The 24,286-nt window shown below is 65.9% G+C and carries 20 protein-coding genes; 13 read left to right on the plus strand and 7 right to left on the minus strand.

Annotated features, from left to right (window positions below; all coding sequences use genetic code 11):
* Positions 1-176: 176 nt before the first annotated feature.
* A complete protein-coding gene (gene upp, locus JQ617_RS33215; protein ID WP_212030058.1) occupies positions 177-806 on the plus strand; it encodes a uracil phosphoribosyltransferase in 630 nt (209 codons plus the stop codon).
* A gap of 259 nt (positions 807-1,065) precedes the next feature.
* Here upp and JQ617_RS33220 read toward each other — a convergent pair whose 3' ends face one another.
* A complete protein-coding gene (locus tag JQ617_RS33220; RefSeq protein ID WP_212030059.1) occupies positions 1,066-2,178 on the minus strand; it encodes a M48 family metallopeptidase in 1,113 nt (370 codons plus the stop codon).
* A 3-nt stretch (positions 2,179-2,181) separates the two neighbouring features.
* Positions 2,182-3,327: a YjgN family protein gene (locus JQ617_RS33225; protein ID WP_249157752.1), complete on the minus strand. Its 1,146-nt coding sequence runs from the start codon at positions 3,325-3,327 to the stop codon at positions 2,182-2,184.
* Between the two features lie 402 nt (positions 3,328-3,729).
* Between JQ617_RS33225 and JQ617_RS33230 the strand changes: the two genes are divergently transcribed.
* The gene (locus tag JQ617_RS33230) at positions 3,730-4,995 is read left to right on the plus strand and encodes a cytochrome P450 (protein ID WP_212030060.1); all 1,266 of its coding nucleotides are present in this window, start codon (positions 3,730-3,732) and stop codon (positions 4,993-4,995) included.
* 177 nt (positions 4,996-5,172) lie between these two features.
* A complete protein-coding gene (locus tag JQ617_RS33235; protein ID WP_212030061.1) occupies positions 5,173-6,447 on the plus strand; it encodes a cytochrome P450 in 1,275 nt (424 codons plus the stop codon).
* A gap of 297 nt (positions 6,448-6,744) precedes the next feature.
* On the opposite strand, the gene JQ617_RS33240 is transcribed toward JQ617_RS33235, so the two are convergent.
* Positions 6,745-7,665: a LysR substrate-binding domain-containing protein gene (locus JQ617_RS33240; protein ID WP_145669678.1), complete on the minus strand. Its 921-nt coding sequence runs from the start codon at positions 7,663-7,665 to the stop codon at positions 6,745-6,747.
* Positions 7,666-7,790: 125 nt separating this feature from the next.
* Between JQ617_RS33240 and JQ617_RS33245 the strand changes: the two genes are divergently transcribed.
* The 4 genes from JQ617_RS33245 to mdlC all read left to right on the plus strand — a co-directional run bounded on the left by JQ617_RS33245 (position 7,791) and on the right by mdlC (position 12,701).
* Positions 7,791-8,960, plus strand: a complete 1,170-nt coding sequence (locus tag JQ617_RS33245; RefSeq protein ID WP_145669681.1) for an acyl-CoA dehydrogenase family protein — start codon at positions 7,791-7,793, stop codon at positions 8,958-8,960.
* A 9-nt stretch (positions 8,961-8,969) separates the two neighbouring features.
* Positions 8,970-10,073, plus strand: a complete 1,104-nt coding sequence (locus tag JQ617_RS33250; protein WP_212030062.1) for a CaiB/BaiF CoA transferase family protein — start codon at positions 8,970-8,972, stop codon at positions 10,071-10,073.
* A gap of 14 nt (positions 10,074-10,087) precedes the next feature.
* Positions 10,088-10,939 carry an HTD2 family dehydratase gene (locus JQ617_RS33255; protein WP_212030063.1) on the plus strand — a complete coding sequence of 284 codons (852 nt, stop codon included), beginning with the start codon at positions 10,088-10,090 and terminating at the stop codon, positions 10,937-10,939.
* Between the two features lie 139 nt (positions 10,940-11,078).
* Positions 11,079-12,701, plus strand: a complete 1,623-nt coding sequence (gene mdlC, locus JQ617_RS33260) for a benzoylformate decarboxylase (protein WP_212030064.1) — start codon at positions 11,079-11,081, stop codon at positions 12,699-12,701.
* 97 nt (positions 12,702-12,798) lie between these two features.
* On the opposite strand, the gene JQ617_RS33265 is transcribed toward mdlC, so the two are convergent.
* The gene (locus JQ617_RS33265; protein ID WP_212030065.1) at positions 12,799-13,575 is read right to left on the minus strand and encodes an SDR family NAD(P)-dependent oxidoreductase; all 777 of its coding nucleotides are present in this window, start codon (positions 13,573-13,575) and stop codon (positions 12,799-12,801) included.
* A 75-nt stretch (positions 13,576-13,650) separates the two neighbouring features.
* Between JQ617_RS33265 and JQ617_RS33270 the strand changes: the two genes are divergently transcribed.
* Positions 13,651-14,106 carry a MarR family winged helix-turn-helix transcriptional regulator gene (locus JQ617_RS33270; protein ID WP_212030066.1) on the plus strand — a complete coding sequence of 152 codons (456 nt, stop codon included), beginning with the start codon at positions 13,651-13,653 and terminating at the stop codon, positions 14,104-14,106.
* A gap of 215 nt (positions 14,107-14,321) precedes the next feature.
* On the opposite strand, the gene JQ617_RS33275 is transcribed toward JQ617_RS33270, so the two are convergent.
* Together JQ617_RS33275 and trhA are read right to left on the minus strand one after the other, a co-directional pair.
* On the minus strand, positions 14,322-15,116 hold the full coding sequence (locus JQ617_RS33275) for an SDR family oxidoreductase (protein ID WP_212030067.1): 795 nt from the start codon (positions 15,114-15,116) through the stop codon (positions 14,322-14,324).
* A gap of 65 nt (positions 15,117-15,181) precedes the next feature.
* Complete coding sequence (gene trhA / locus JQ617_RS33280) at positions 15,182-15,877, minus strand: PAQR family membrane homeostasis protein TrhA (protein WP_212030068.1); 696 nt, start codon at positions 15,875-15,877, stop codon at positions 15,182-15,184.
* A 185-nt stretch (positions 15,878-16,062) separates the two neighbouring features.
* Here trhA and JQ617_RS33285 point away from each other — a divergent pair, with 185 nt between their 5' ends.
* Both JQ617_RS33285 and JQ617_RS33290 read left to right on the plus strand, forming a co-directional pair.
* Positions 16,063-17,532: a YcjX family GTP-binding protein gene (locus JQ617_RS33285; protein WP_212030069.1), complete on the plus strand. Its 1,470-nt coding sequence runs from the start codon at positions 16,063-16,065 to the stop codon at positions 17,530-17,532.
* Positions 17,529-18,557: a YcjF family protein gene (locus tag JQ617_RS33290; RefSeq protein ID WP_212030070.1), complete on the plus strand. Its 1,029-nt coding sequence runs from the start codon at positions 17,529-17,531 to the stop codon at positions 18,555-18,557. Before JQ617_RS33285 ends, JQ617_RS33290 begins: the two co-directional genes overlap by 4 nt.
* 187 nt (positions 18,558-18,744) lie before the next feature.
* On the opposite strand, the gene JQ617_RS33295 is transcribed toward JQ617_RS33290, so the two are convergent.
* Positions 18,745-20,274: a glycosyltransferase family 39 protein gene (locus tag JQ617_RS33295; RefSeq protein WP_212030180.1), complete on the minus strand. Its 1,530-nt coding sequence runs from the start codon at positions 20,272-20,274 to the stop codon at positions 18,745-18,747.
* 423 nt (positions 20,275-20,697) lie between these two features.
* Between JQ617_RS33295 and JQ617_RS33300 the strand changes: the two genes are divergently transcribed.
* The 3 genes from JQ617_RS33300 (at position 20,698) to sorB (ending at position 24,266) form a co-directional block, all read left to right on the plus strand.
* A complete protein-coding gene (locus JQ617_RS33300) occupies positions 20,698-22,431 on the plus strand; it encodes an adenylate/guanylate cyclase domain-containing protein (protein WP_156528375.1) in 1,734 nt (577 codons plus the stop codon).
* Positions 22,432-22,745: 314 nt separating this feature from the next.
* Positions 22,746-23,945 (plus strand): SorA family sulfite dehydrogenase catalytic subunit, encoded by a 1,200-nt coding sequence (gene sorA / locus JQ617_RS33305; protein ID WP_212030071.1) that lies wholly within the window; start codon positions 22,746-22,748, stop codon positions 23,943-23,945.
* Between the two features lie 12 nt (positions 23,946-23,957).
* Complete coding sequence (gene sorB / locus JQ617_RS33310) at positions 23,958-24,266, plus strand: SorB family sulfite dehydrogenase c-type cytochrome subunit (RefSeq protein WP_249157748.1); 309 nt, start codon at positions 23,958-23,960, stop codon at positions 24,264-24,266.
* The last annotated feature ends 20 nt before the right edge of the window (positions 24,267-24,286 follow it).

A 24,286-nucleotide genomic window follows, 5' to 3' on the forward strand; every position in this document is an offset into this window, starting at 1 on the left:
GGTTTCGCGGCAGCGAAGCCGGGTGAGGGGTATGTCTCCGCGGGCACCTCTCTCATTTGAGTACGCGGAAACGACCCCTCATCCGGCGCTTCGCGCCACCTTCTCCCGCAAGGGGAGAAGGAAGAAGCGCCGGCTCGTTGCATTTCAACCAACGCGCATTTCGTTAGGAGCGTTACATGGAAGGCGTCACGGTCGTCGATCATCCGCTGGTGCAGCACAAGCTGACGCTGGTGCGGGACAAGTCGATTTCGACAAAGTCGTTTCGCGAGCTGATCAAGGAGATCGGCATGCTTCTGTGCTACGAGGTGACGCGCGATCTGCCGCTCACCGATACCGTCATCGAGACGCCGCTGGCGACGATGCACTCGGCCAAGATCGCCGGCAAGAAGCTGGTGTTCGTGCCGATGCTGCGGGCCGGCACCACCTTCGTCGACGGCATGATGGATTTGGTGCCGACCGCGCGCGTCGCGCATATCGGGCTCTACCGCGAGCCTCTCAGCTTTGCCGCGGTCGAGTATTTCTTCAAATCGCCGTCCGATCTCAGCGAGCGTCTCGCCATCGTGGTGACGCCTGTCGTCGCCACCGCCAACACGGCCGTCGCCGCGATCGACCGGCTGAAGGAGCGCGGGGCCAAGGACATCCGCCTCGCCTGCCTGATCGCGGCGCCGGAAGGGCTCGAGCGGCTGCGCGGATTGCATCCGGACGTGCCGGTCTGGACCGCGGCCGTGGACGAAGGCCTCGACGACAACGGCTTCATCGTACCGGGCCTCGGCGACGCCGGCGACCGCGCCTACGGGACGCGGTAGGCAGGAAGTTAGAGCCTGTTGAGTTGAGATCAAATCGCGCGCAGGCGACAACAGCGCTCTTTCCGTTCCCTCCCCCCTTGCGGGGGAGGGTCAGGGAGGGGGGTGCCACACGGGGACTCTTTCCGTCACGTACCCGCGCGCTGTGCATCGTCAACAACGGACACCTTTTCCTGGGCTACCCCCCTCCCTAGCCCTCCCCCGCAAGGGGGGAGGGAACGCACCTCCGTCGGCGCGCTCGGCGAGTCTCATCCCAACCGCTCTAGATCTTCCCGCTGCCGCAGATCAGCTTCAGCGACTGCCACTCCTTGTCCGTCAGTAGCGGCGGGCCGCTGGCGGGGCGATCTTCCCTGGTCATGCGGGCGAGGCGGTCCTCGGTCAGCGGGTGGCTGGCGAGGATAGTGGAGAGCGCGGAGCCGCCTTCCTTGCCGGTGATGCGGAACATCAGCTCGGCCGCGGGCTTCGGCGAACGGCCGAGCTTGTGCATGATCTCGATCGCGAAGGTGTCGGCGGCCGTCTCGGCCTCGCGCGAGTAGGAGGCTTCGACCACGCTGCGCGAGGCGAAGATCACGGCGGATGACCCCGTGACGTCGCCGAACAGCAGGCCGATCAGGAACGAGGTGCCGCCGTTGTAGATCAGGCCGCGCATGTTGTCGTAATGCTTGAGATGGCCGAGCTCGTGGGCGAGGATGCCGGCGATCTCGTCGGGGCTTTGCGCCTTGTCGAGCAGGCCCCGCAGCAAATAGACCTTGCCGCCCGGCAGCGCGAATGCGTTCGGCACCGCGGTCGGCAACACGCCTGCCGTCATGGAATCATCGTCGAGGCCGGCGGCATCGCGCAGGCTGTTGACGAGTTTTGTGAACGCGGCCTTGCCGGCGGGGTCTTCGCAGGCCTTGCCGCCGAAGATGGCTTTGACCTGGACTTCCGAGGCGTCACCGATGCGGCGCTCGATCGGCTTGGGCACCAGCGGCGCGAGCCGGTCGGCGGCGAGCGGCACGCCGAACAGCACGACGCAAACGATGGAGACGGCAGCCGCGACCGACCAGCCGACGATCTTCGCGATGCCGCGGCGCGAGGTCTGGTGCTCGTCGAGCCGCATGCAGTGGACCGTCACGTCCGCGGCCAGGGCGGCGTCGCGGATTTCGAGCCGCGCCAGCGGCGGCGCGGTCATGCAGGCAAGGCGCAGAACGCCGGCCGGACTGTCGGCGCGGCGGATATCGGCATAGTCCCAGCGGACGGGCGTTCCGCCCTCCTCCACGATCTCGAGCGCATCACCGAGCGCCAGCGTCACCTGGCGCTTGCGGCTCGACACGCCGTCGAAGAAGATCGTCGGCTTGGCGGACTGCGCCGGCGCCTCGGTGGTCAACTCACTCACAGCTCAGAATCCCGCGACATCGAGTCCATCGGCAAAGCCCTCGCCGAGCGCGCTGGCAAGCTCGCCGCTGCCGCGCACATCCGCGGCGGCCGCGATGTTGTGCACCTCGACGGTCTCCAGCACCTTGGCCCAGAGATCGCGCTGGAGATAGACGCGCATGACGATGTTGATCGCCAGTGCCGCGGCGAAATAGCCGATCACCGTCGCCACCACCATCGGGATGCCCTTGGCGCCGTTGCCCGGTTCGAACACCTGCTCGGCCGACAAGCCGCTGAGCTGGGAGACGAGCATGATGGCGCCGCCGATATAGGCGCCGAATATCATCGACAGCAGCATCCACCAGCCGATCACCTTCCAGTACAGGCCGTAGAAGGCGTTGTGCGGCAGTTCCGAGGACAGGCTGACGCCGCCGATGCGGATGCCGTCCAGCCACCAGCGCCATTCGCGCGCCTTGAACTCGGCATAGAAGAACGGGGCGAGCGGGAAGATGAGGACCGCGATCGGGCTGAGCAGCCACAGCCACCAGCCGCGCTTGAAGAAGGTCCAGCCATTACCTTCGAAATCGCCGCGCAGATCGCCGTAATGGGTGTGCCGCATCTTGTAGCGCTCCAGCGCGGCCGCGCGCCAGGGCAGCGCCAGGCCAAGCGTGAGGAACACCAGCAGGCCCCACGCCATGGCACGGAACGAATAGGCCCAGCCTGAGCCGTCCATCCAGAACCGCACGCCGCGCCAGACCGTGCGCGTCAGGCGGTAGCGCCGCGCGCGAAAGATCGCGAACTGGCCAAAGGCGTAGAAGCTGATGAACAGCGGCGTCGAAGCAAAGCCCTGCCAGCGCTCGAACTCGATGCCGACGAGGAAATAGGCGAGATAGATCGGCACCAGGATCGCGAGCGCGAACAGGAAGCCGATCAGGAGCTCCTTTGCCCGGCCGGTATATTCGGCGGCGTCGCCGTCAACCGCCGTGTGCGTCCACAGATGACGGCGGATGTCGGTGACAAGCCAGAACCGGTAGAAGCCGAAGGTGACCAGCTCCAGCATGGCACCCTTGGTGACCATTTTGCGGAACTCGGAACGGTCGCCGGTGAAGTCCACCCCCGTCGGCGGCAGCGGCGGCGGGACCGGTTCGGAGCCAATGGGGGTCCATTGCATGTCGTTCACGGCGGCAACCTCGGGGTGCGGACCTGTCGTGGTCAAACTTATAGATCAGAGGTTAGTCGAACCCCAAGATGGGCGGGTTCGATTTACCGCGATTCCGGTCGATTTCTGACAGGATTTCATGACAAACGGCGTGCGTGAGATCACGTTGGTGGACGGTCCCGTAGCCCGGATGGAGTGAAGCGAAATCCGGAAGGGTCGCCGTCGTGGCCCGAATCCCGGATTACGCTTGCGCTCCATCCGGGCTACGGACTTCCGCCGGGCCACGCCCAAGGGTTGGATGTGGCAAAACTCTCCCTTGCTCCGGCGCAGACAACCGGCTGTAATTGCAAATCAAATACCGCAGCGCAGAATTCATAAAAACAGCGCGCGGAGGGAATGCCAGGGAGAACGGTCATGCATGGGACCATCGAGAGCGCGTCCAATCTCGACGCACTTCGCGAGCGCGCATTGTCATTGCCGCTGGAGCAATTCGATCCGGGCGATCCGGAACTGTTCAGGACCGATACGTTCTGGCCGTACTTCGACCGCCTGCGCCGCGAAGATCCGGTGCACTACTGCAAGGACTCCATGTTCGGGCCGTACTGGTCGGTGACGCGCTACAACGACATCATGGAGATCGAGACGAACCACGCGGTGTTCTCCTCGGCGTCGTCGCTCGGCGGCATCACCATCCGCGACATCGATCCGGATCTGCGCCGCGAAAGCTTCATCTCCATGGACCCGCCGCGCCATGCCGCGCAGCGCAAGACCGTGGCCCCGATGTTCACGCCGACGCATCTGGACAATCTCGCCCTCAACATCCGCAAGCGCTCGGCCGAGTGCCTCGACAATCTGCCCCGTGGCGAGGTGTTCGACTGGGTCGACCGGGTCTCGATCGAGCTCACCACGCAGATGCTCGCGGTGCTGTTCGATTTCCCCTGGGAGGATCGCCGCAAGCTGACCCGCTGGTCCGACATCGCCACCACCATTCCCGGCCCCGACGGGCTCGTCGCGACCGAGGACGAGCGCCAGGCGGAGCTGACCGAATGCGCCGGCTATTTCGCCCGGCTCTGGAAGGAGCGTATCGAGCAGCCGCCGAAGAGCGACCTGCTCTCGATGATGGCGCATGGCGCCGCGACGCGCGACATGGATGCCAAGAACTTCCTCGGCAATCTCGTCCTGCTGATCGTCGGCGGCAACGACACCACGCGCAACACCATGTCGGGCTCGCTTCTCGCGTTGAGCCAGCATCCGGAACAGTATCGCAAGCTGCGCGAGAACCGCGCGCTGCTCGACAGCTTCGTGCCGGAGGTGATCCGCTGGCAGACACCGCTTGCGCATATGCGCCGTACCGCGCTCGCCGACTTCGAGTTCCGCGGCAAGCAGATCAAGAAAGGTGACAAGGTCGTGATGTGGTACGTCTCGGGCAACCGCGACGAGGAGGCGATCGAAAAGCCCTACGATTTCATCATCGACCGCGCCCGCCCGCGCACGCATCTCTCCTTCGGCTTCGGCATCCACCGCTGCGTCGGCTTGCGGCTTGCTGAACTCCAGCTCAAGATTATTTGGGAAGAGATTCTCGAGCGCTTCGACCATATTGATGTGGTCGGCGAGCCCAAGCGAGTCTATTCGAGCTTCGTGAAGGGACTGGAGACGTTGCCGGTGAAGATTTCGGCGTGAGTTTGAGGTACATCCACGAGGATACTGCGCCCCCTCTCCCGCCTGCGGGAGAGGGTTGGGGAGAGGGTATCTCCGCAACGGGATAATCCCCTGGAGGAGAAAGCCCTCACCCGGCGCTACGCGCCGACCTCTCCCGCAAGCGGGAGAGGTTGGAAACAAACACTGGAGGCCACCACCATGAACATCCAAGCGCCGGTTAAAGTGGACAAGGCCGAACGCATGCGCAGGGCCCGCGAGGAGGCCTATGCGACGCCGCTGGCGCAGTTCCACCCCGGCGCGCCACGGCTGTTCCAGGACGACACGCTATGGCCGTGGTTCGAGCGGCTGCGCAAGGAAGAGCCGGTGCATTACTGCACCAACGCGCCGATCGAGCCGTACTGGTCGGTGGTGAAATACAACGACATCATGCATGTCGACACCAACCACGGCATCTTCTCCTCGGATTCCACGCTCGGCGGCATCTCGATCCGCGACGTCCCCGAAGGCTACGACTGGCCGAGCTTCATCGCGATGGACCAGCCCCGGCACTCGTCGCAGCGCAAGACGGTGTCGCCGATGTTCACGCCGACCCATCTGGACGAACTCGCAAAACTGATCCGCCAGCGCTCGCAGACCGTGCTCGACAATCTGCCGCGCAACGAGACCTTCAATTTCGTCGAGCGCGTCTCGATCGAGCTGACGACGCAGATGCTGGCGACGCTGTTCGACTTCCCCTGGGAGGAGCGGCGCAAGCTGACGCGCTGGTCCGACGTCTCGACCGCGCTGCCCAAGAGCGGCATCGTGGCTTCCGCCGAAGAGCGGCGCCGCGAGATGGACGAGTGCTATGCCTACATGTCCAAGCTCTGGAACGAGCGCGTCAACTCGGCGCCGCGCAACGATTTGCTGTCGCTGATGGCGCACAACGACGCCACCCGCCACATGGACCCCGACAATCTCATGGGCAACATCATCCTGCTCATCGTCGGCGGCAACGACACCACGCGCAACACCATGACCGGCTCGGTGCTGGCGCTGAACGAGAATCCCGAGCAGTACGACAAGCTGCGCGCCAATCCGGAGCTGATCGATTCCATGGTGCCGGAGGTGATCCGCTGGCAGACCCCGCTCGCCCATATGCGGCGCACGGCTCTGCAGGACACCGAGGTCGGCGGCAAGCACATCAAGAAGGGCGACCGCGTCGTGATGTGGTATGTCTCCGGCAATCGCGACGACGAGATGTTCGAGAACCCGAACGACTTCATCATCGACCGCCCGCGCCCGCGCACGCATCTCTCCTTCGGCTTCGGCATCCACCGCTGCGTCGGCATGCGCCTCGCAGAGCTGCAGCTGCGGATCGTCTGGGAGGAGATGCTGAAGCGGTTCGACCGCATCGAGGTGGTCGGCGAGCCCAAGCGGATCTATTCCAGCTTCATCAAGGGGTACGAGACGTTGCCGGTCAGGATTCCGGGGTAGGCCCTATCCTCCGTCATTGCGAGGAGCTGACTCACGTTCGCGACACCGTCAGTCCGTCATCCTGAGGTGCGAGGCCTGCGGTGCAAAGCACCGCAGGGGGAGCCTCGAAGGATGAGCGGCCGAGATGTAGCGACAGCCGGGCCGCCGCCCTTCGAGGGCCGCTGAAGAAGCGGCCGCCTCAGGGTGACGGTGATGGATAGGCACGCGCGGCGTCATTACCAGCTATAAAATTTCGGCATGACAGCTCGCGCCAGATGCGAAGGCACGATGGCGCCCGACTGTTCTACCACACGGCATCTAACTCAATTTGATGTCCCAGACGCCTTCCTTGCGGCAGGCGGCGACTTCCTCGCGCAGGAGCGCGGTGATGGCGAGGGACGCGGTCGAGGCCGGGCGGTCGATTGGAGAAGCGAAAATGAGCTCGCGCGTCATCGGCCTGGACACGGCGGTGGTTTCCAGCCGCCCGTCCGCGACCTCGCCATGGACCGACGACGGCGGCAGCAGCGCGAAGCCGAGCCCCTCCTCGACGAGGCTGGTCAGCACGCGGAAGGAATCCGCCTCGAGCTGGACGTTGAGCTTGATCTTGCGCTGGGCCGCAGCGTGCTCGATCAGCGCGCGGAGGCCGTGGGAATGACTGGGCAGCACCAGGCGTTGCCGCAGCAGCCAGCCGATATCGACGCTCTTCTTGCGTGCGAGGCCGCAGCCGCGGGGGCCGACCGCGACGATGTTGTCGCGCCCGAGGCTCTGCACGTTGAGATGCAGATCGGCGGAGCGGCCGTAGAGGATGGCGAGATCCATCTCGCCGCGATGCAGCCATTCGACGAGATGGCCGCTGTAGCTCTCGACGATGCGCAGCGAGATGCCGGGAAATTTTTCGACGCAGCGCCGGGCGAAGCGCGCGGACAGCACGCAGCTCACGGTCGGAACCAGGCCGAGCACGACCTGCCCCGACGGCGGCCCCTTGGCCGACTGGATGTCGTCGCGGATCTGGTCAAGTTGCCGCACGATGCCGGAGGTGCGCGCCAGCAACAAATGCCCGGCCTCGGTCAGCACCATGCCGCGGCCGTTGCGGGTGAACAATTCGGTGCGCAGCTCGTGTTCCAGCAGCTTGATCTGCCGGGAGAGCGCCGGCTGCGCCACGCGCAAGGTGTCGGAGGCCTTGGACAGGCTGCCGAGCTCCGCCACGCAACTGAAGGTCCTGAGCTGCCGGAAATCCATGCTTGCCAATCCTGGAAGGCTACTCCATACGCTATAGCAAATGAGCATAGGGGGCTGGCGATGTTTTCACAACGCCAGAGGGTTGGCCGGCGTTATCTTGACTGCCGCTACGAACAGGAAACGCCATGAGCGAAGAACACCACACCGAAGATCACGCCGACATCCGCGAAGCCGTCGCAAAGCTCTGCGCGCAGTTTCCCGGCGAATACTGGCGCAAGCTCGATCGCGAGATGGCTTATCCCAAGGCCTTCGTCGACGCGCTGACCGAGGCGGGCTATCTCTCGGTGCTGATCCCGGAAGAGTATGGCGGTGCGGGCCTCAAGCTTTCGGCGGCGGCCGCGATCCTCGAGGAGATCCAGCGCGCGGGCTGCAATGGCGGCGGCTGCCACGCCCAGATGTACACGATGGGCACGGTGCTGCGGCACGGCAATGCCGAGCAGAAGGCGAAGTACCTGCCGAAGATCGCGAGCGGCGAATTGCGCCTGCAGGCGTTCGGCGTCACCGAGCCGACCAGCGGCACCGACACCTCCTCGCTGAAGACCTTCGCGCGCAAGGAAGGCAACGACAGTTACATCGTCAACGGCCAGAAGATCTGGACCAGCCGCGCCGAGCATTCCGATCTGATGGTGCTGCTGGCGCGCACCACGCCGAAGGATCAGGTCAAGAAGCGCACGGATGGTTTGTCGGTGTTCATCGTCGACATGCGCGAGGCCAAGAACAACGGCCTCGAGATCCGCCCGATCCGCACCATGATGAACCACGCCACCACCGAGGTGTTCTTCACCGACATGAAGGTGCCGGCGGAGAATTTGATCGGCGAGGAGGGCAAGGGTTTTCGCTACATCCTCTCCGGCATGAATGCCGAGCGCATCCTGATCGCGGCCGAATGCGTCGGCGACGCCAAGTGGTTCATTGCGAAGGCCACCAACTACGCCAAGGAGCGCGCCGTGTTCGGCCGGCCGATCGGCCAGAATCAAGGCATCCAGTTTCCGATCGCCAAGGCCTACGCCTCGATGCGCGCGGCCGAGCTCATGGTGAAGGAAGCCACGCGCAAATACGAGGCCGGCCTCGACTGCGGCGCGGAAGCCAACATGGCCAAGATGCTGGCGGCGGATGCGTCGTGGGAAGCGGCGAACGCCTGCATCCAGACCCACGGCGGCTTCGGCTTTGCCGAGGAATATGACGTCGAGCGCAAGTTCCGCGAGACACGGCTTTATCAAGTCGCGCCGATCTCGACCAACCTCGTGCTGTCCTTCGTCGCCGAGCACGTGCTCGGCATGCCGCGCTCGTACTGAGGACGCACCATGGGAGCACTTGATGGGATCAGGGTGATTGCGGTCGAGCAGGCCGTGGCGGCGCCGTTCTGCTCCTCGCGCCTGGCGGATGCCGGCGCGGAGGTGATCAAGATCGAGCGGCCCGAGGGCGATTTCGCCCGCGGCTATGACGTGGCCGCCAAGGGCCAGAGCAGCTACTTCGTGTGGCTCAACCGCGGCAAGCAGTCGGCGGTGGTGGATCTCGCCACCAAGGAAGGCTGCGCCGAACTGGAGAAGCTGATCGCGAGCGCGGATGTGCTCATTCAAAACCTCAAGCCGGGCTCGATGGACAAGCTCGGCTTCTCGCGCGAGCGGCTGCTCAAGGACTATCCGAAGCTGATCTCGTGCACGATCACAGGCTATGGCGACGAAGGCCCCTATGCGCACCGCAAGGCCTACGATCTGCTGATCCAGGCCGAGAGCGGGCTTGCTTCCATCACCGGCAACCCTGATGGAGCCTCGCGCGTCGGCATGTCGATCGTGGACGTCGCAACCGGCGCCACCGCGCATGCGGCTATTCTGGAAGCGCTGATCGGGCGCGGGCGCACCGGCAAGGGTGCCGACATCCGCATCTCCATGTTCGACGTGATGGCGGACTGGTGCACCGTGCCGCTGCTTAACTCCGAAGCCGGCAATCCGCCCAAGCGCATGGGCCTGCGCCATCCCTCGATCGCGCCCTATGGCGTGTTCACCTCGAAGGACGGCAAGGACATCCTGATCTCGATCCAGAGCGAGCGCGAGTGGAAGACGCTGTGCGCGAGGGTGCTCGGCCAGCCTGATCTTCCCGCCGATCCCCGCGTCGCCAACATGGTCGAGCGCGTGCGCAACCGTGACTTCACCGACAAGACGGTCGCCGACATCTTCGGCAGGATGACGCGCGACGAGCTCCTGAAGCGGCTGTCGGACGCCGACATCGCCTTTGCTGAGGTCAACACCATGGCCGACCTCACCAGCCATCCGCATCTCAGACGGATCGAGGTCGACACGCCGAACGGCCGCGTCAGCTATCCCGCACCGGCGCCGATCATCGTCGGCGAGACGCGGAGCTACGGCGCGGTGCCGGCCATCGGCGAAAAGCCCCAAGCCAAGAAGTAACAGAGCGAGGCGTCATGACCGAGAAGCTCGACATCGATCACTTGCGGCAATGGATCGGCCGCAGCACCGAGGCCACCGACATCGTCACCGCGCAGCTCGTGAAGGGCCTGCGCGCGACGCTGTTCCAGGAGGTCGGCGAGCCCCAAAAGGGCGATGCCGCGCCGTTCACGGTGCATTGGTGCCTGGCGCAGCCGGTGTTTCCGATGTCGATGCTCGGGCCCGATGGCCATCCCACCCGCGGCGGTTTCCTGCCGCCGGTGCCGCTGCCGCGCCGGATGTGGGCGGGCGGCGAGATCGAGTTCCTGCAGCCGCTGCAGGTCGGCGATGAATCGACGCGAACCTCGCGCATCGCCGACGTGCAGATCAAGACCGGCTCGACCGGCACGCTGTGCTTCGTCTCGGTCGAGCACAGCATCTCCTCGCCGCGCGGCACCGCGATCCGCGAGCGGCAGGACATCGTCTATCGCGAGATGACGAGCAGCGCGCCGGCGACCGCCAAGGCCCCGCCTCCGCCGCCGAAGGCACAGCATCGCGAGAGCCATGTCTCCGATCCCGTGCTGCTGTTTCGTTACTCCGCGCTGACCTTCAACGGCCACCGCATCCATTACGACCGCGACTACGTCACCAAGGTCGAGGGCTATCCGGGCCTGATCTTCCACGGCCCGCTGCAGGCCGCCTTCATCATCGAGATGGCCGCGAAGCTGCATGGCGGCACGGCGCCGAAGAAGTTCACCTATCGCGGCGTGCAGCCGCTGTTCGAGGGGACGGAGTTTTCCATCAACGCCAACGAGACCGAGGCGGGGATGGAGCTGTGGACCGCGAATGCGGAGGGGCAGCCGACGATGAAGGGCACGGCGGTGTGGTAGGGCTCTCTCCTCGTCATTGCGAGGAGCGAAGCGACGAAGCAATCCAGACTGCCTCCGCGGAAAGATTTTGGGTTGCTTCGCTTCGCTCGCAATGACGGGTGGGGCTGGTAGCGCGCCAATAAACAGGGGACGGAAACCAATGGCCAAGAACGGCAAGACCGGCAGCAAGTCCGTCACCGTGAAGCAGGCGACGCTCGACCTGCTGCGATCGTTCGGCATCAAGAAAGTGTTCGGCAATCCCGGCTCGACCGAGCTGCCGTTCCTCTCCGACTGGCCCGACGATATCGACTACGTGCTGGCGCTGCAGGAGGCCTCCGCGGTCGGCATGGCCGATGGCTATGCGCAGGCGACGCGCAGTGCCGGCTTCGTCAATCTGCATTCGGCGGCCGGTGTCGGCAACGCGCTCGGCAACATCTACACCGCGCACCGCAACCAGACCCCGCTGGTGATCACCGCGGGCCAGCAGGCGCGCTCGATCCTTCCCTTGCAGGCGTTCCTCTATGCCGAGCGCGCCTCGGAGTTTCCGCGGCCCTACGTCAAGTACAGCGTCGAGCCGGCGCGGGCCGAGGACGTCCCGGCCGCGATCGCGCGCGCCTATTACACCGCGATGCAGCCGCCATGCGGGCCGACCTTCGTCTCGATCCCGATCGACGACTGGGCCCATGCCTGCGCGCCGATCGAGGCGCGCAAGGTCAGCCGCGAGATCGGACCGGAGCCGGAGGCGATGAAGGCGCTGGTGGCCGCGCTCGGTTCGGCCAAGCACCCGGCCCTCGTCGTCGGCCCCGGCGTCGACCGCGCCGGCGCGGTCGATCTGATGGTGCGAGTGGCCGAGAAGGCGAAGGCCAGCGTCTGGGTCAGCCCGTTCTCGGCGCGCTGCTCGTTCCCCGAGCGGCACCCGCAATTCGCAGGCTTCCTGCATGCCTCGCCGGCGCAGCTCTCCGATGCGCTACGCGAGCATGACCTCGTCGTCGTCATCGGCGCACCGGTATTCACCTTCCATGTCGAGGGCCATGCCGCGATCTTCGACGGCGGCGCGACGATCTTCCAGATCACCGACGATCCCGATGCCGCGGCGGTGACGCCGGTCGGCACCAGCATCGTCGCCACCATGAAGCCGGCGCTCAGCCTGCTGCTCGACATGTTGCCCGAGAGCAAGCGCGCCACGCCCAAGGGCCGCACGCTGCCGCCGGCGCCGCAAGCCGCCGATCCGCTGCCGGTCGAATTCCTGTTGCACTCGCTGTCGCAGGCGATGCCGGATGGCGCCTCGCTGGTCGAGGAAGTGCCCTCGCACCGGCCGGCGATGCAAAAATTCCTGCCGATGCGCGGCCAGGATTCCTTCTACACCATGGCGAGCGGCGGCCTCGGCTACTCCCTGCCCGCCGCCGTCGGCATGGCGCTGGGCAGACCGAAGCAGCGCACCGTGTGCCTGATCGGCGACGGCTCGGCGATGTATTCGATCCAGGCGCTGTGGACCGCCGCGCAGCGCAAGCTGCCGCTGACAATCGTCGTCATCAACAATTCCGGCTACGGCGCGATGCGCTCGTTCAGCCAGGTGATGCAGGTGAGGAACGTGCCGGGGCTGGAGCTGCCGGGGATCGACTTCGTGAAGATCGCCGAAGGCATGGGGTGCCATGCTGTGCGGGTGAGCAAGGCGGCGGAGCTCGGCGAGGCGCTGAAGCAAGGGATGGCGTTCGGTGGCACGAGCCTCGTCGAGGTCGTGGTGGATTCGGCGGTGCCGGTGCTGTACGGGCAGAAGCATTGAGACGCGCGTAGCCCGGATGGAGCGCAGCGCAATCCGGGGCCAGTCCAGCTTGTGGCAAGAACCCCGGATTGCGCTGCGCTCCATCCGGGCTACGAAGCTACGACGCCAGGAATCCCCCGTCCGCCGCCAGCACGTGCCCGACCACATACGATGACGCGTCCGACGACAGCCACACCACGGCTTCCGCCACCTCTTCCGGGCTGCCCATCCGCCGCAGCGGCAGGCCGGCGCTCACGGTCGCGATGTCGCCGACGCCGGCGCGCAGCATCATGTCGGTGACGACGCGGCCCGGCGCGACGGCATTGATGCGGATGCCGCGCGGGGCGTTCTCCATCGCGGCCGACCGGGTCAGCGAGATCGCAGCGGCTTTCGAGGCCGAATAGAGCGAGAAGCCGGGATTGGGATTGCGCATGCCGCTGACGGAAGCGTTGACGACGATGCTGCCGCTGCCTTTCGCGATCATGACAGGCAATTGATGCCGCAGGCACAGGAACAGCGCGCGGACATTGGTGTCGAACACGCTGTCGTAGATGTCGGTGCCCTGCTCTTCCAGCGGCGCACGGCGCTCCTGGAAGCCGGCATTGTTGAAGGCGACGTCGAGCCGGCCGCAGCGCTCGACGGCGGTGCCGACGAGCCGTGCGACCTCGTCCTCGCGCGTGATGTCGGTCTTGAGCGCGATCGCGGCCGCACCTAGCTCGCGGCAAGCCGCAGCGGTCGCCTCGATTTCGGCTTCGCGCCGGCCCGCGACGATGACCGCCTCGGCGCCCTCCGACGCCATCCGCAACGCCGTGGCGCGACCGATGCCGCTGCCGCCGCCCGTGACGAGGCAGACCTTGCCTCCCATTCGCTCGCCGGTCGGCAGAATTCCGTTCATGACCTGCTCCAAAACGCTTGCGCGCGCCGTTGCACGCATATAGTTGTATGATACAACTATACGCCGGGAGTCAAGATGGCCGAGCTTTCGCTGATCGACGACATCCGCGCCGCCTCGCGGCTGATGGTGCGCGAGCTCGGCTTCATGGATGCGACGGTGGCAGCCTCGGACTATCCGCCCTCGGCCGTGCACACCATTCTGGAGATCGGCATCCGCGGCCCCATGACATCGGGCGACATCAGCGATTTCCTGCGCCTGGAGAAATCCAGCGTCAGCCGCCTGGTGCGCAAGCTGATCGACTGCGGAGAGCTCAGGGAGACGCCGGACGAGCAGGATGCGCGCAGCAAGCTGTTGTCACTGACGGCGAAGGGCCGGCGCACGCTGGAGGCGCTGCATGCGTTCGGCCGGCAGCAGGTGCGCGGCGCGCTCGCGGCGCTGACGGAGGCCGAGCAGCGCAAGGTGCGCGAGGGGATGATGCTCTATGCGCGGGCGCTGCGGGCGAGCCGGGTGGAGGATGGGGCGGCGGCGTGATGTCGCCGCCGAGATCGCAGTCATCGTAGGATGGGTAGAGCGAAGCGAAACCCATCACCTTAAGCCCGTGCAAGCAGCGATGGGTTTCGCTTCGCTCTACCCATCCTACGGACTTCTCGCTGTGGTTATGGGTCCCGGCCCCCGTGCGCAATTGCGCACTAGGCCGGGACGACACCGAATATTTGGCGCGAGCGTGCCCCGGGATGACCTGACGGTCACTTCCCGAACTCCTCCCGCATCTTGGCCTGGATCTTGGCCATACCGCCGATCCAGCGGTCGTAGTTCTCGGTCTTCTTGCGCATGTAGCCGAGCACCTGCGGGTGCGGCAGGATCAGGAAGGTTTCCTGATCGAGGCCGGCGAGCACGTCTTTCGCGACCTGCTCGGGCGTGAGGTCGCCGTCGCCGGATTGCGGGCCCTTGGGGATCGAGCGCAGCATGTTGGTGTCGACGCCCTGCGGGCAGAGGATCGAGACCTTGATATTGTCAGCCTTGTGCGAGATCGCGAGGTTCTCGGCAAAGCCGACCGCGGCGTGCTTGGTCGTCGAATAGGCCGGGCTGCCGACCTGCGACAACAGGCCGGCGGCCGAGATGGTGTTGAGGAAATAGCCGCCGCCACGCGTCTTCATGCGGGGGATCAGGTGCCGTGCCGCGTAGACATGGGCCATGACGTGGATCGCCCAGCTGCGCTGCCAGGGCTCGTCGGAAGCGCCGCCGGCATTGACCGACATCGGATCGAAGCCGCCGCCGATGCCGGCATTGGAGCAGAACAAGGCGATCGGCCCGAACTGCCGCTCGGTCTCCTCGATGACGTGCGAGATGTCCTTTTCCTGCGCCACGTCGCATTTGAACGCTGCGCCATCGACGGTGGCAGCAACCGCCCGCGCGTTGGCGGCATCCATGTCCGCGACGACGACCTTGGCGGCACCCGCCTTGTGAAAGGCTTCGCACAGCGCCTTGCCGATGCCGTTTGCGCCGCCCGTGACGACCACGACCTTGCCGGTCACCTGCATGCGACGTCTCCTCTTGTCTTATACCGCTGTTGTACCGCGCCGCTTGTTCCGCGTCGCGGGTCCTCTCAGCTCAACACGAGGTCGAGCACCGCGGTATAATGGCACGCCGCACCGGCCAAGACAAAGCCATGCCAGATCGCATTCTGGAAGCGCAGCCGCCGCCAGGCGTGGAAGATCACGCCAAAGCTGTAGAGCAGGCCGCCCGCAAGAATGAAGCCCAACACCAGCGCCGGCAGCGCCCTGACCACGGGGCCATAGAGCATCACTCCGCTCCAGCCCATCGCCAGATAGATGCCGACCGAAACGCGGTCGAACCGGCCGGGATAGAACAGCTTCAGCACGATACCCGATATGGCGACGCACCAGACGCCGGCGAGCAGCACCAGCGCGAACGCACTGTCCTTCACCTCCAGGATGAACGGGGTGTAGGTCGCGGCGATCAACAGATAGATCGCCGAGTGATCGAACCGCCGCAGCAGCCATTTGGCCGGCGAGACCGGCCAGAGATTATAGGTCGCCGACAGCACCAGCATCGACAGCAGCCCGGCGACGTAGATCGAGACGCCGACGATGTCGGTGGCGTCGGCATGGACCGCGGTCAGCACCACCAGCACGGTGGCGGCAATGATGCCCGAGAGCACACCGACCGCGTGGATGACGCCGTCGGCGATCAGCTCGGCACGGTCGTAATCCCAGCCGATCACGTCGGCGGCGGCGTGGACGGAGGACGATGCGAACTGTTTCAACTGGAACACGGTCATGGCAATCCAACACGGGCTGAGGCAATGGCCTCTTGTATGGGTGTTTCGGGACCGGCGCGTCGTTCAAACGGCTGATTTGCCGACAAAGGCGGTGGAAGTATGAAAGCTTGATTTTCTTCAGGCAGTTGCCACTTTTGTGACTAGTCCGTTTTGCGTACCCCTCGCCCGAGCCCCCTCACGTTCATATGGCATTCAGTTTCCAGGACATGGTCGAGGAGGCCCGGTTGTCGGCCCGGGCGCTGATCGATTATGGCGAGCACTTCTTCAATCCGACGGTGCGCCTTGGCGTCACCGGACTGTCGCGCGCCGGTAAGACCGTGTTCATCACCGCGCTGATCCATGGGCTGACGCGCGGCGGCCGGTTTCCGGTGTTCGAGGCCTATGCCTCGGGCCGGATCGCGCGGGCGCATCTGGCGCCGCAGCCGGACGATGCCGTGCCGCGTTTTGCCTATGAGAACCATCTGCGCGCACTGGTCGAGGAACGGCGCTGGCCGAACTCGACCGTCGATATCAGCGAGCTGCGCCTCGTCATCGACTACCAGCGCCAGAACGGCGCCGACCGCACCCTGACGCTCGACATCGTCGACTATCCCGGCGAATGGCTGCTCGACCTGCCGCTGCTGCACAAGAGCTACGAGCAATGGTCGGCCGAAAGCCTGGCGCTGTCGCGCGAGGCGCCGCGCGCGCATCTGGCGGGCGAATGGCACGCGCATCTTGCAACCCTCAAGCCCGACGCGCGCGAGGACGAGCAGGCGACGCTCACCGCCGCAAAGCTCTTCACCAGTTATTTGCGGGCCTGCCGCGACGAGCGGTTCGCGATGAGCCTGCTGCCGCCCGGGCGCTTCCTGATGCCGGGCAATCTCGCCGATACGCCGGCGCTGACCTTCGCGCCGCTCGACGTGCCCGCAGGGGCGCAGGCGCCGGAGGGATCGCTGTGGGCGATGATGGTGCGGCGCTTCGAGGCCTACAAGGACGTCGTGGTGCGGCCGTTCTTCCGCGATCATTTTGCGCGGCTCGATCGGCAGATCGTGCTGGCCGACGCGCTCGCCGCGTTCAACTCCGGCCCCGAGGCGCTGCACGATCTCGAAGCCGCGCTCGCCGGCATTCTCGACTGTTTCAACATCGGCCGCAGCACGATCCTCTCCAACCTGTTCCGGCCGCGCATCGACCGCATCCTGTTCGCGGCGACCAAGGCGGACCATCTTCACCACTCCAGTCACGACCGGCTCGAGGCCGTGCTGCGCCGCGCGGTGACGAGAGCCGTGGCGCGCGCGGAAGACACCGGCGCGCAGATCGACGTCGTCGCACTCGCCGCCGTGCGCGCGACACGCGAGGCACAAGTCGCGCATGGCCGCGACAAACTGCCGTCGATCCTGGGAACACCGGCCGCCGGCGAAAGCGCCAATGGCGAGTTCTTCGACGGCAATACGGAAGTGGCAACCTTTCCGGGCGATCTGCCTGTTGATCCCGAGCCGCTGTTCAAGGGCACGGATGCATTCCGCGGATTGTCGACGCAAGCCGCCGAGAAGAGCGATTTCCGCTTCCTGCGCTTCCGTCCGCCCAGGCTCGAACACGAGGGTGACGGCGAACCGGCACTGCCACATATCCGCCTCGACCGTGCCTTGCAGTTCCTGATCGGAGACAAGCTCGCATGAACGACCGATCCCAGCCGCGGCGGCCGGCGACGTTCCGGCTCGATGACCCCGGCGTCGTCGTCACCGAGGCCGACGAGACCAGCCGGCTCGCCCGCGCGACCATCCAGATCACGCCGGAGCACGATCCTCAGGCGCTGCCGGTGCCGATCGAGGCCGCGCTACCGGCGCGGCGCGGTTTTCCCTGGGGCACGCTGTTCTGGTCCGGCCTTGCCGGGTTGACGCTGCTCGGCACCGGGCTTGGTGTCGTGCATCTGATCGAGGATCTGTTCGCGCGCAGCGAAACGCTCGGCTTCGTCGGCTCCGCCTTCGCCTTCGTCACCGCGCTGGCGCTTGCGGTCGTGATCGGGCGCGAGGCGTTCGGGCTGGCGCGCCTTGCGACCATCGAGAAGCTGCATGCGCGGGCAGCCGCCGTGCTTGCCAGCGACGACCGCAAGGAGAGCCGCGTCATCGTGCAGGATCTCCTGAAGATCGCGCACCAGAATCCGCAACTTGCGCGCGCCCGCGCCACGCTGGAAAGCCATGCCGGCGAGATCATCGACGGCGCCGACATGATCCGCCTCGCCGAGCGCGAGCTGATGTCGCCGCTGGATGCGGAGGCGCGGCGGCTGGTGTCGTCGGCTGCGCAGAAAGTCTCGATCGTGACGGCGGTCTCACCGCGCGCGGCGATCGACGTGCTGTTCGTGTTCGTGGCTGCGCTGCGGCTGATCCGCCAGCTCGCCTACCTCTATGACGGGCGTCCCGGCGCGCTCGGCATGATCCGCCTGCTGCGTCATGTCATCGCCCATCTCGCCATCACCGGCGGCATGGCCGCGAGCGACAGCCTGGTGCAGCAGATGCTCGGCCACGGCATCGCGGCAAAACTGTCGCAGCGGCTGGGCGAAGGCGTGCTGAACGGGCTGCTGACGGCGCGGCTCGGATTGGCCGCGATCGACGTCACGCGGCCGCTGCCGTTCGCCGCCCTGCCGCCGCCGAAACTGTCGGACCTTGCGACGGATCTGCTGCGGAAGAAGGACGACGAGGAGTAATCCTTCGCGCCGCACGCTCGCTGCACCCTCTCCCCTTGCGGGAGAGGGTGGCTCGCCGCAAAGCGGCGAGACGGGTGAGGGGTATGTCTCCGCGTATATTGCTTTAGCCGTGTGGATGGAGACCCCTCATCCGGCGCTTCGCGCCACCTTCTCCCGCAAGGGGAGAAGGGAAGAGGAGCCTGCCGCCCTATCCGAGCTCTCGCTTTTCAAACTCCCCCGCCAGCACGCGCCACTGGAACAGCGGCGAGTCCTTCGGCGGCGATAGCTCGGGGGTCCAGCCCGTGAGCTTCTCGATCGCATAAGTATCCGTCAGGACGCCGCGCCAGCGGCGTTCGACCTGACCGAGCTGCTCGCGCGTGGCGGGGATCGACGCCCACACCGGCGCGCGGTTGTCCGGCTCGCGGCCGACATAGATGCCGGCGTGGCCCTTGATCTTGTCCATGCCGGGATCGGCGAAATCCTGGAAGCGGCCGCGCTCGTTGATCTCGACGACGGGTACGCGGCCCCGGAACAGCCAGCGCATCATGGCGTAGGTGCGGTAGTCCGTGGTGGCGATCCAGGTTGCACCGGTCTCGTCGAGCGCCGCCTGCACGCGCGCTGCGACCTGCTCGTAGCCGGCCTCGGCGCCGATCGGATCGATCTTGCCGAGCAGATTAAAGGGCGCCGCGACGTAATAGAGGAACACGATCACGACGAAAGCAATGCCCGAGGCGATCGCCGTCTTGATCCAGAACAGGCTCGACCGGATCAATCGCGCCGAGCGGCCGTCACGCGAGAGCACGACGAAGTTCACGGCCGTCGCCGCAAAGCCCACCGGCCACATGAACATCGGCCAGGTGTCACCGACCCGGAGCGTCAGCGACTTCACGAGGAAATAGAGGAACGGCACCAGCACCGCGGTGGACAGCAGGATCGCAACCGGCTCGCGCGTGCGATAGCCGCGCCATGCGGTCATCGCGAGGCCCGACAGAACCACCGGCAGCATGACGAAGCCGACGAGGCCGAATTGCAGGCCGATATAGTCGCCGACCGTCCGCAGCGAGATGCCGTAATTGGTGGTGGCGCGCACGCCCTGGAAGCGAATTGAAGCCCAGTCGTGCTGCACGTTCCAGATCAGCACCGGCGAGAACACCGCGAGCGCAACCAACACGGCGAGATAGGGGTAAGGGCTGCGCAGCCAGCGCATGCGCCAGTCCGGCACCAGCAGAAAAGCGGCGAGCGCCGGTGCGAACAGGATCACGGTGAACTTCGACAGCATCGCGAGCCCGCCGAACAGGCCGGCGGCGAGCCACCAGCGGCCATCGCCGCCCTGCGCGAGCTGCACCAGCGACCATATCATCGCCACCGCGAACGGGATCATGGCGACGTCGGGCGCGACCTTGGCCATCAGCAGGCCGTAATAGAGCGCGGCCTCGGGCATCAGCACGGCGAACACGATCGCGCGTACGTCGTGCGTGAGGCGGCGGACGATGTCGGCGAGCAGCAGCTGCGTCACCAGCATCGCGACGATGCCGCCGAAGCGCACGCCGAGCGTGGTGTCGCCGAAGATCGCGGTTCCGAAACGGATCAGCCAGGCGATGCCGGGAGGATGATCGAGGAAGCTCAGCGCTCCCTCCTTCGACCAGGTCCAGTAATAGGCCTCGTCGGTGCGCAGCTCGAGCGCGGACGCATAGACGATGCGAAGCAGCGTCATCGCGGCGATGACGACAACGGCCATCAGGATGAGCCGGCGTCCGGCGCCGTCTGGCTTCGCGGAGATGTCGGGAGCGATCGTCACGGCCGCGCTTTTCCCCGACTTGGGAGGGGGAGTCAATGTAGGGGTATTGCGCCATGTTTCCGTGTCGTCCCGGGGCGCGACGCAGTCGCGAGCCCAGGACCCATAGGCCCAGGAAGGAGTTTGGCGATGACTCGTTGTGACCAGCCTGCCCCAAACATCTCCCTGGGGTTATGGGTCCCGGATCTGCGCTCCGCTTGTCCGGGACGACGGCGGAGAGAGTTGGTGGGCATGGCGCGCTAGTGCGCACCTTTGCCCACCCTACGATTTGGTAACCTTGCCGCGCATGTGATCGGGCAAACTGTCCGTGGGGGGAATTAAGCGCTAGGCTGGCTGTTCTTGTTGATGAACTGATACAACCGAATCATGGCCACCGCTCCCGTCCATATGCCCGAACTCGTCCGTGCCACCAGCGCGCGGCAGGTGCGGCTCATCTGCGGCGTCATCCTGTTTTCCTATGTGGTCAGCCATTTCCTGAACCATGCGCTCGGCAACATCTCGGTCGATGCCATGGAGGCCGGCGTCTACTACCATATGCTGTTCTGGCAGTTCCTGCCCGTGGCGATCGTGTTCTACACGGCCGCGCTCACGCATATGGGGCTCGGCATCTACGCGCTGTATCAGCGCCGGCAGTTCCGCTGGAAGACCATCGAACCGCTGCAGCTCGTGCTGGGGCTGAGCATTCCGGCCCTCGTCATGGCGCATGTGATCGGCGTGCGGCTGGGCCAGACGCTGTACGGACATCAGAAGCTCTATCCGCAGGAGCTCTACCTGTTCTTCATCGGCTCGCCCGGACGGATCTGGACGATGACGACCCTGCTCCTGATCGCCTGGGTGCACGGCTGCATCGGCATCTATTTCTGGCTTCGCCTGAAGCCGTTCTTCAAGCGCGCGGCGCCCTATCTGCTCGCGGCCGCGGTGCTGATCCCGACGCTGTCGCTGCTCGGCGTGTACCAGGGCGGCCGCAGCATCGAGATCGAGGCCGACGACGGCGAATGGCGCACGCACAACCTCACGCGCCGCCAGCTCGGCTCGGTCGCCGAGGCCAATAGTCTCGACCGCATCAGCAGCGCCCTCACCATCGGCTATTTCGGACTGCTTGGCCTCGCGCTCGCCGCACGCGGCGTGCGCGCCTTGCGCGAGCGGCGCGGCGGCATGATCGCGCTGTCCTACGGCAACGGCAAGACGGTGCGCGTGCCCAAGGGCCTCTCCGTGCTGGAGGCGAGCCTGCGCCACAACGTGCCGCATGCCAGCGTCTGCGGCGGCCGGGCGCGCTGCTCGACCTGCCGCATCCGCATCATCGGCGACCATGGCACCCTGCCCGAGCCGTCGCAGCGCGAGGCTTTCGTGCTGGCCCGCGTCGGCACCGCCGATCCCTCGATCCGGCTCGCCTGCCAGCTGCGGCCGGACACCGACCTCTCCTTCTTCCAGCTGTTCACGCCCCACACGCATGCGGCGGACGGGCAGGCCTCGACGCCGGCGCGCATCGGCCAGGAGCGCTATCTCGTCAGCCTGTTCGTGGACATGCGCGGCTCGACGCAGCTCGCCGAGAAGCGGCTGCCGTTCGACACCGTGTTCATCGTCAACCGCTTCCTCGGCGCGGTCTCGCAGGCCGTGATCGAGCACGGCGGCCAGCCCAACCAGTTCGTCGGCGACGGCATGCTGGCACTGTTCGGCCTGTCGGCCGATCCGCGGGAGGCCTGCCGGCAGGCGCTGCGGGCTGCCGGCAAGCTCGCCGCGAACATCGACGAGTTGAACGAGCTGCTCAGCCACGATCTGCGCCAGCCGATCCGCTTCGGCATCGGCATCCACGGTGGCGAGGTCATCATCGGCGACATCGGCTACCGCGATCACATCGTCTTCACGGCCCTGGGCGATGCCGTCAACGTCGCCGCCCGCCTGCAGGACATGACCAAGACGCTCGCCTGCGAGGCGATCGTCTCGGAGGAGGTGCGCCGCACGGCCGGCATCGCCGACGAGGCCTTGCCGCAGCAGGAGGTCGCGATCCGCGGCCGCGACGAGCCGATGGCAGTGCGGGTGGTCGCCGACGCCAGGGAGCTGGCGGCGCTGGTCGATCGCGGCGAGCGCGTTGCGGCGTAGACGGTGTGCTCCCTCTCCCGCTTGCGGGAGAGGGTCGGGGAGAGGGTGTCTCCGCAACGGGGCAGTCCCCTAGAGGAGAAAGCCCTCACCCGGCGCTGCGCGCCGACCTCTCCCGCAAGCGGGAGAGGTGCACCGCAGCTGCGGCTATATCTCGGCTCAAACTCGTTACAAGCGTAACACCGGCTTGCTGCGACGCAGCGGCATGGACCTGCTGCGAAAGCACGAATTGACTTCAACCAGATGGTTGAGACAGATGGACGCAGGATCGCGGTGATGACCGCAGGTCCAACGAAAAGCTCCGGGAGGAGACCAGAATGTTCGATCGACGCGACCTGCTCAAAGGAGCGGGACTTGCCGCCATGGCGGCTGCACTGAATTCCACCAAGGCGCTGGCGCTCGACACCGTCACCCTGCCCTTCGCCAATGGCGAACGGCCGCTGGTGAAATATCCACAGAAGCGGCCGATGATCGGGCTCACCAGCCGGCCGCCGCAGCTCGAGACGCCGTTCGCGGTGTTCAACGACGGGCCGATCACGCCGAACAACGCCTTCTTCGTGCGCTATCACCTGTCCGACCTGCCCTACAATCTCGACCCGGACAAGTTCACGCTGGAGGTCAAGGGCAAGGTCGACAAGCCGCTGAAACTGTCGCTGAAGGACATCAGGAAGATGAAGGCGACGGAGATCGTCGCCGTCAACCAGTGCTCCGGCAACAGCCGCGGCTTTTCCGAGCCGCGTGTCGCCGGGGGCCAGCTCGCCAACGGCGCGATGGGCTGCGCACGCTGGCGCGGCGTGCCGCTCAAGGCCGTGCTCGAAATGGCGGGCGTGCAGGCCGGTGCCAAGCAGGTCACGTTCGGCGGCATGGACGGTCCGGTCAGCGACAAGACGCCCGACTTCGTCAAGGCGCTGGATATCGATCACGCCACCGACGGCGAGGTGATGCTGGCCTATGGCATGAACGGCGAGGATCTGCCGTTCCTCAACGGCTTTCCGCTGCGCCTGGTCGTGCCCGGCTATTACGGCACCTACTGGCTCAAGCACCTCAACGAGATCACCGTCATCGACAGCGTCTATGACGGCTTCTGGATGAAGTCGGCCTATCGCATCCCCGATACCCCGAACAATGCGGTCGAGCCCGGCACCGCGCCGAAGGCGACCATCCCGATCAACCGCTTCACCATCCGCTCATTCATCACCAGCGTGCCTGACGGCGCCAAGCTGAAGGCGGGATCGACGACGCTGCGCGGCATCGCTTTCGACGGCGGCAAGGGCATCAAGGAGGTCCAGGTCTCCACCGACGGCGGCAAGACCTGGACGAACGCGAAGCTCGGCAAGGATCTCGGCAAATACGCCTTCCGCGAATGGAAGCTGCCGGTGAAGCTCGCGGCCGGCTCGTGGGAGCTCAAGGTCCGTGCGACAGGCAATGGCGGCGAGACCCAGCCGGACACGCCGCGCTGGAACCCCGCGGGTTATTTGCGCAACGTCGTCGAAACCGTCCGCGTCAGCGTGGCCTGAGGGAGAATGATCATGCAGCGCACCGTTCCCCTCGCCGTCACGTTCGTCCTCGCCGCATTGGCGGGTTCGGCACTTGCAGCACCGGTCAACTACAAGACCCCGGACGAGGTCACCGCCTTCAAGCCCGGCCCCAATCTCGAGGTTGTGCAGGGCAATTGCAGCGCCTGCCACTCGTCCGACTACGTCGCCACGCAGCCGCCGATGAAGGACAAGAAGGGTTTCTGGCAGGCCGAGGTCACCAAGATGATCAAGGTCTATGGCGCACCGATCGACGATGCCGATGTCGGCAAGATCGTCGATTACCTGACCGCGACCTATTGACTGACGACGCGCGGCGCTTG

Origin of the sequence: Bradyrhizobium sp. KB893862 SZCCT0404 (assembly GCF_018130885.1) — a bacterium.
GTDB classification, from domain to species: Bacteria; Pseudomonadota; Alphaproteobacteria; order Rhizobiales; family Xanthobacteraceae; genus Bradyrhizobium; species Bradyrhizobium stylosanthis.

Bases quoted from the DNA above. Each gene is read 5' to 3' on its own strand.
- JQ617_RS33235 (WP_212030061.1), top strand. From the start codon at position 5,173: ATGAACATCCAAGCGCCGGTTAAAGTGGACAAGGCCGAACGCATGCGC.
- JQ617_RS33295 (WP_212030180.1), bottom strand. From the start codon at position 20,274: ATGGCCGTTGTCGTCATCGCCGCGATGACGCTGCTTCGCATCGTCTAT.
- trhA (WP_212030068.1), bottom strand. From the start codon at position 15,877: ATGACCGTGTTCCAGTTGAAACAGTTCGCATCGTCCTCCGTCCACGCC.
- JQ617_RS33240 (WP_145669678.1), bottom strand. From the start codon at position 7,665: ATGGATTTCCGGCAGCTCAGGACCTTCAGTTGCGTGGCGGAGCTCGGC.
- JQ617_RS33230 (WP_212030060.1), top strand. From the start codon at position 3,730: ATGCATGGGACCATCGAGAGCGCGTCCAATCTCGACGCACTTCGCGAG.
- JQ617_RS33245 (WP_145669681.1), top strand. From the start codon at position 7,791: ATGAGCGAAGAACACCACACCGAAGATCACGCCGACATCCGCGAAGCC.
- JQ617_RS33270 (WP_212030066.1), top strand. From the start codon at position 13,651: ATGGCCGAGCTTTCGCTGATCGACGACATCCGCGCCGCCTCGCGGCTG.
- JQ617_RS33285 (WP_212030069.1), top strand. From the start codon at position 16,063: ATGGCATTCAGTTTCCAGGACATGGTCGAGGAGGCCCGGTTGTCGGCC.
- JQ617_RS33275 (WP_212030067.1), bottom strand. From the start codon at position 15,116: ATGCAGGTGACCGGCAAGGTCGTGGTCGTCACGGGCGGCGCAAACGGC.
- JQ617_RS33300 (WP_156528375.1), top strand. From the start codon at position 20,698: ATGGCCACCGCTCCCGTCCATATGCCCGAACTCGTCCGTGCCACCAGC.
- JQ617_RS33225 (WP_249157752.1), bottom strand. From the start codon at position 3,327: ATGCAATGGACCCCCATTGGCTCCGAACCGGTCCCGCCGCCGCTGCCG.
- upp (WP_212030058.1), top strand. From the start codon at position 177: ATGGAAGGCGTCACGGTCGTCGATCATCCGCTGGTGCAGCACAAGCTG.
- JQ617_RS33290 (WP_212030070.1), top strand. From the start codon at position 17,529: ATGAACGACCGATCCCAGCCGCGGCGGCCGGCGACGTTCCGGCTCGAT.
- JQ617_RS33265 (WP_212030065.1), bottom strand. From the start codon at position 13,575: ATGAACGGAATTCTGCCGACCGGCGAGCGAATGGGAGGCAAGGTCTGC.
- mdlC (WP_212030064.1), top strand. From the start codon at position 11,079: ATGGCCAAGAACGGCAAGACCGGCAGCAAGTCCGTCACCGTGAAGCAG.
- JQ617_RS33250 (WP_212030062.1), top strand. From the start codon at position 8,970: ATGGGAGCACTTGATGGGATCAGGGTGATTGCGGTCGAGCAGGCCGTG.
- JQ617_RS33255 (WP_212030063.1), top strand. From the start codon at position 10,088: ATGACCGAGAAGCTCGACATCGATCACTTGCGGCAATGGATCGGCCGC.
- sorB (WP_249157748.1), top strand. From the start codon at position 23,958: ATGCAGCGCACCGTTCCCCTCGCCGTCACGTTCGTCCTCGCCGCATTG.
- sorA (WP_212030071.1), top strand. From the start codon at position 22,746: ATGTTCGATCGACGCGACCTGCTCAAAGGAGCGGGACTTGCCGCCATG.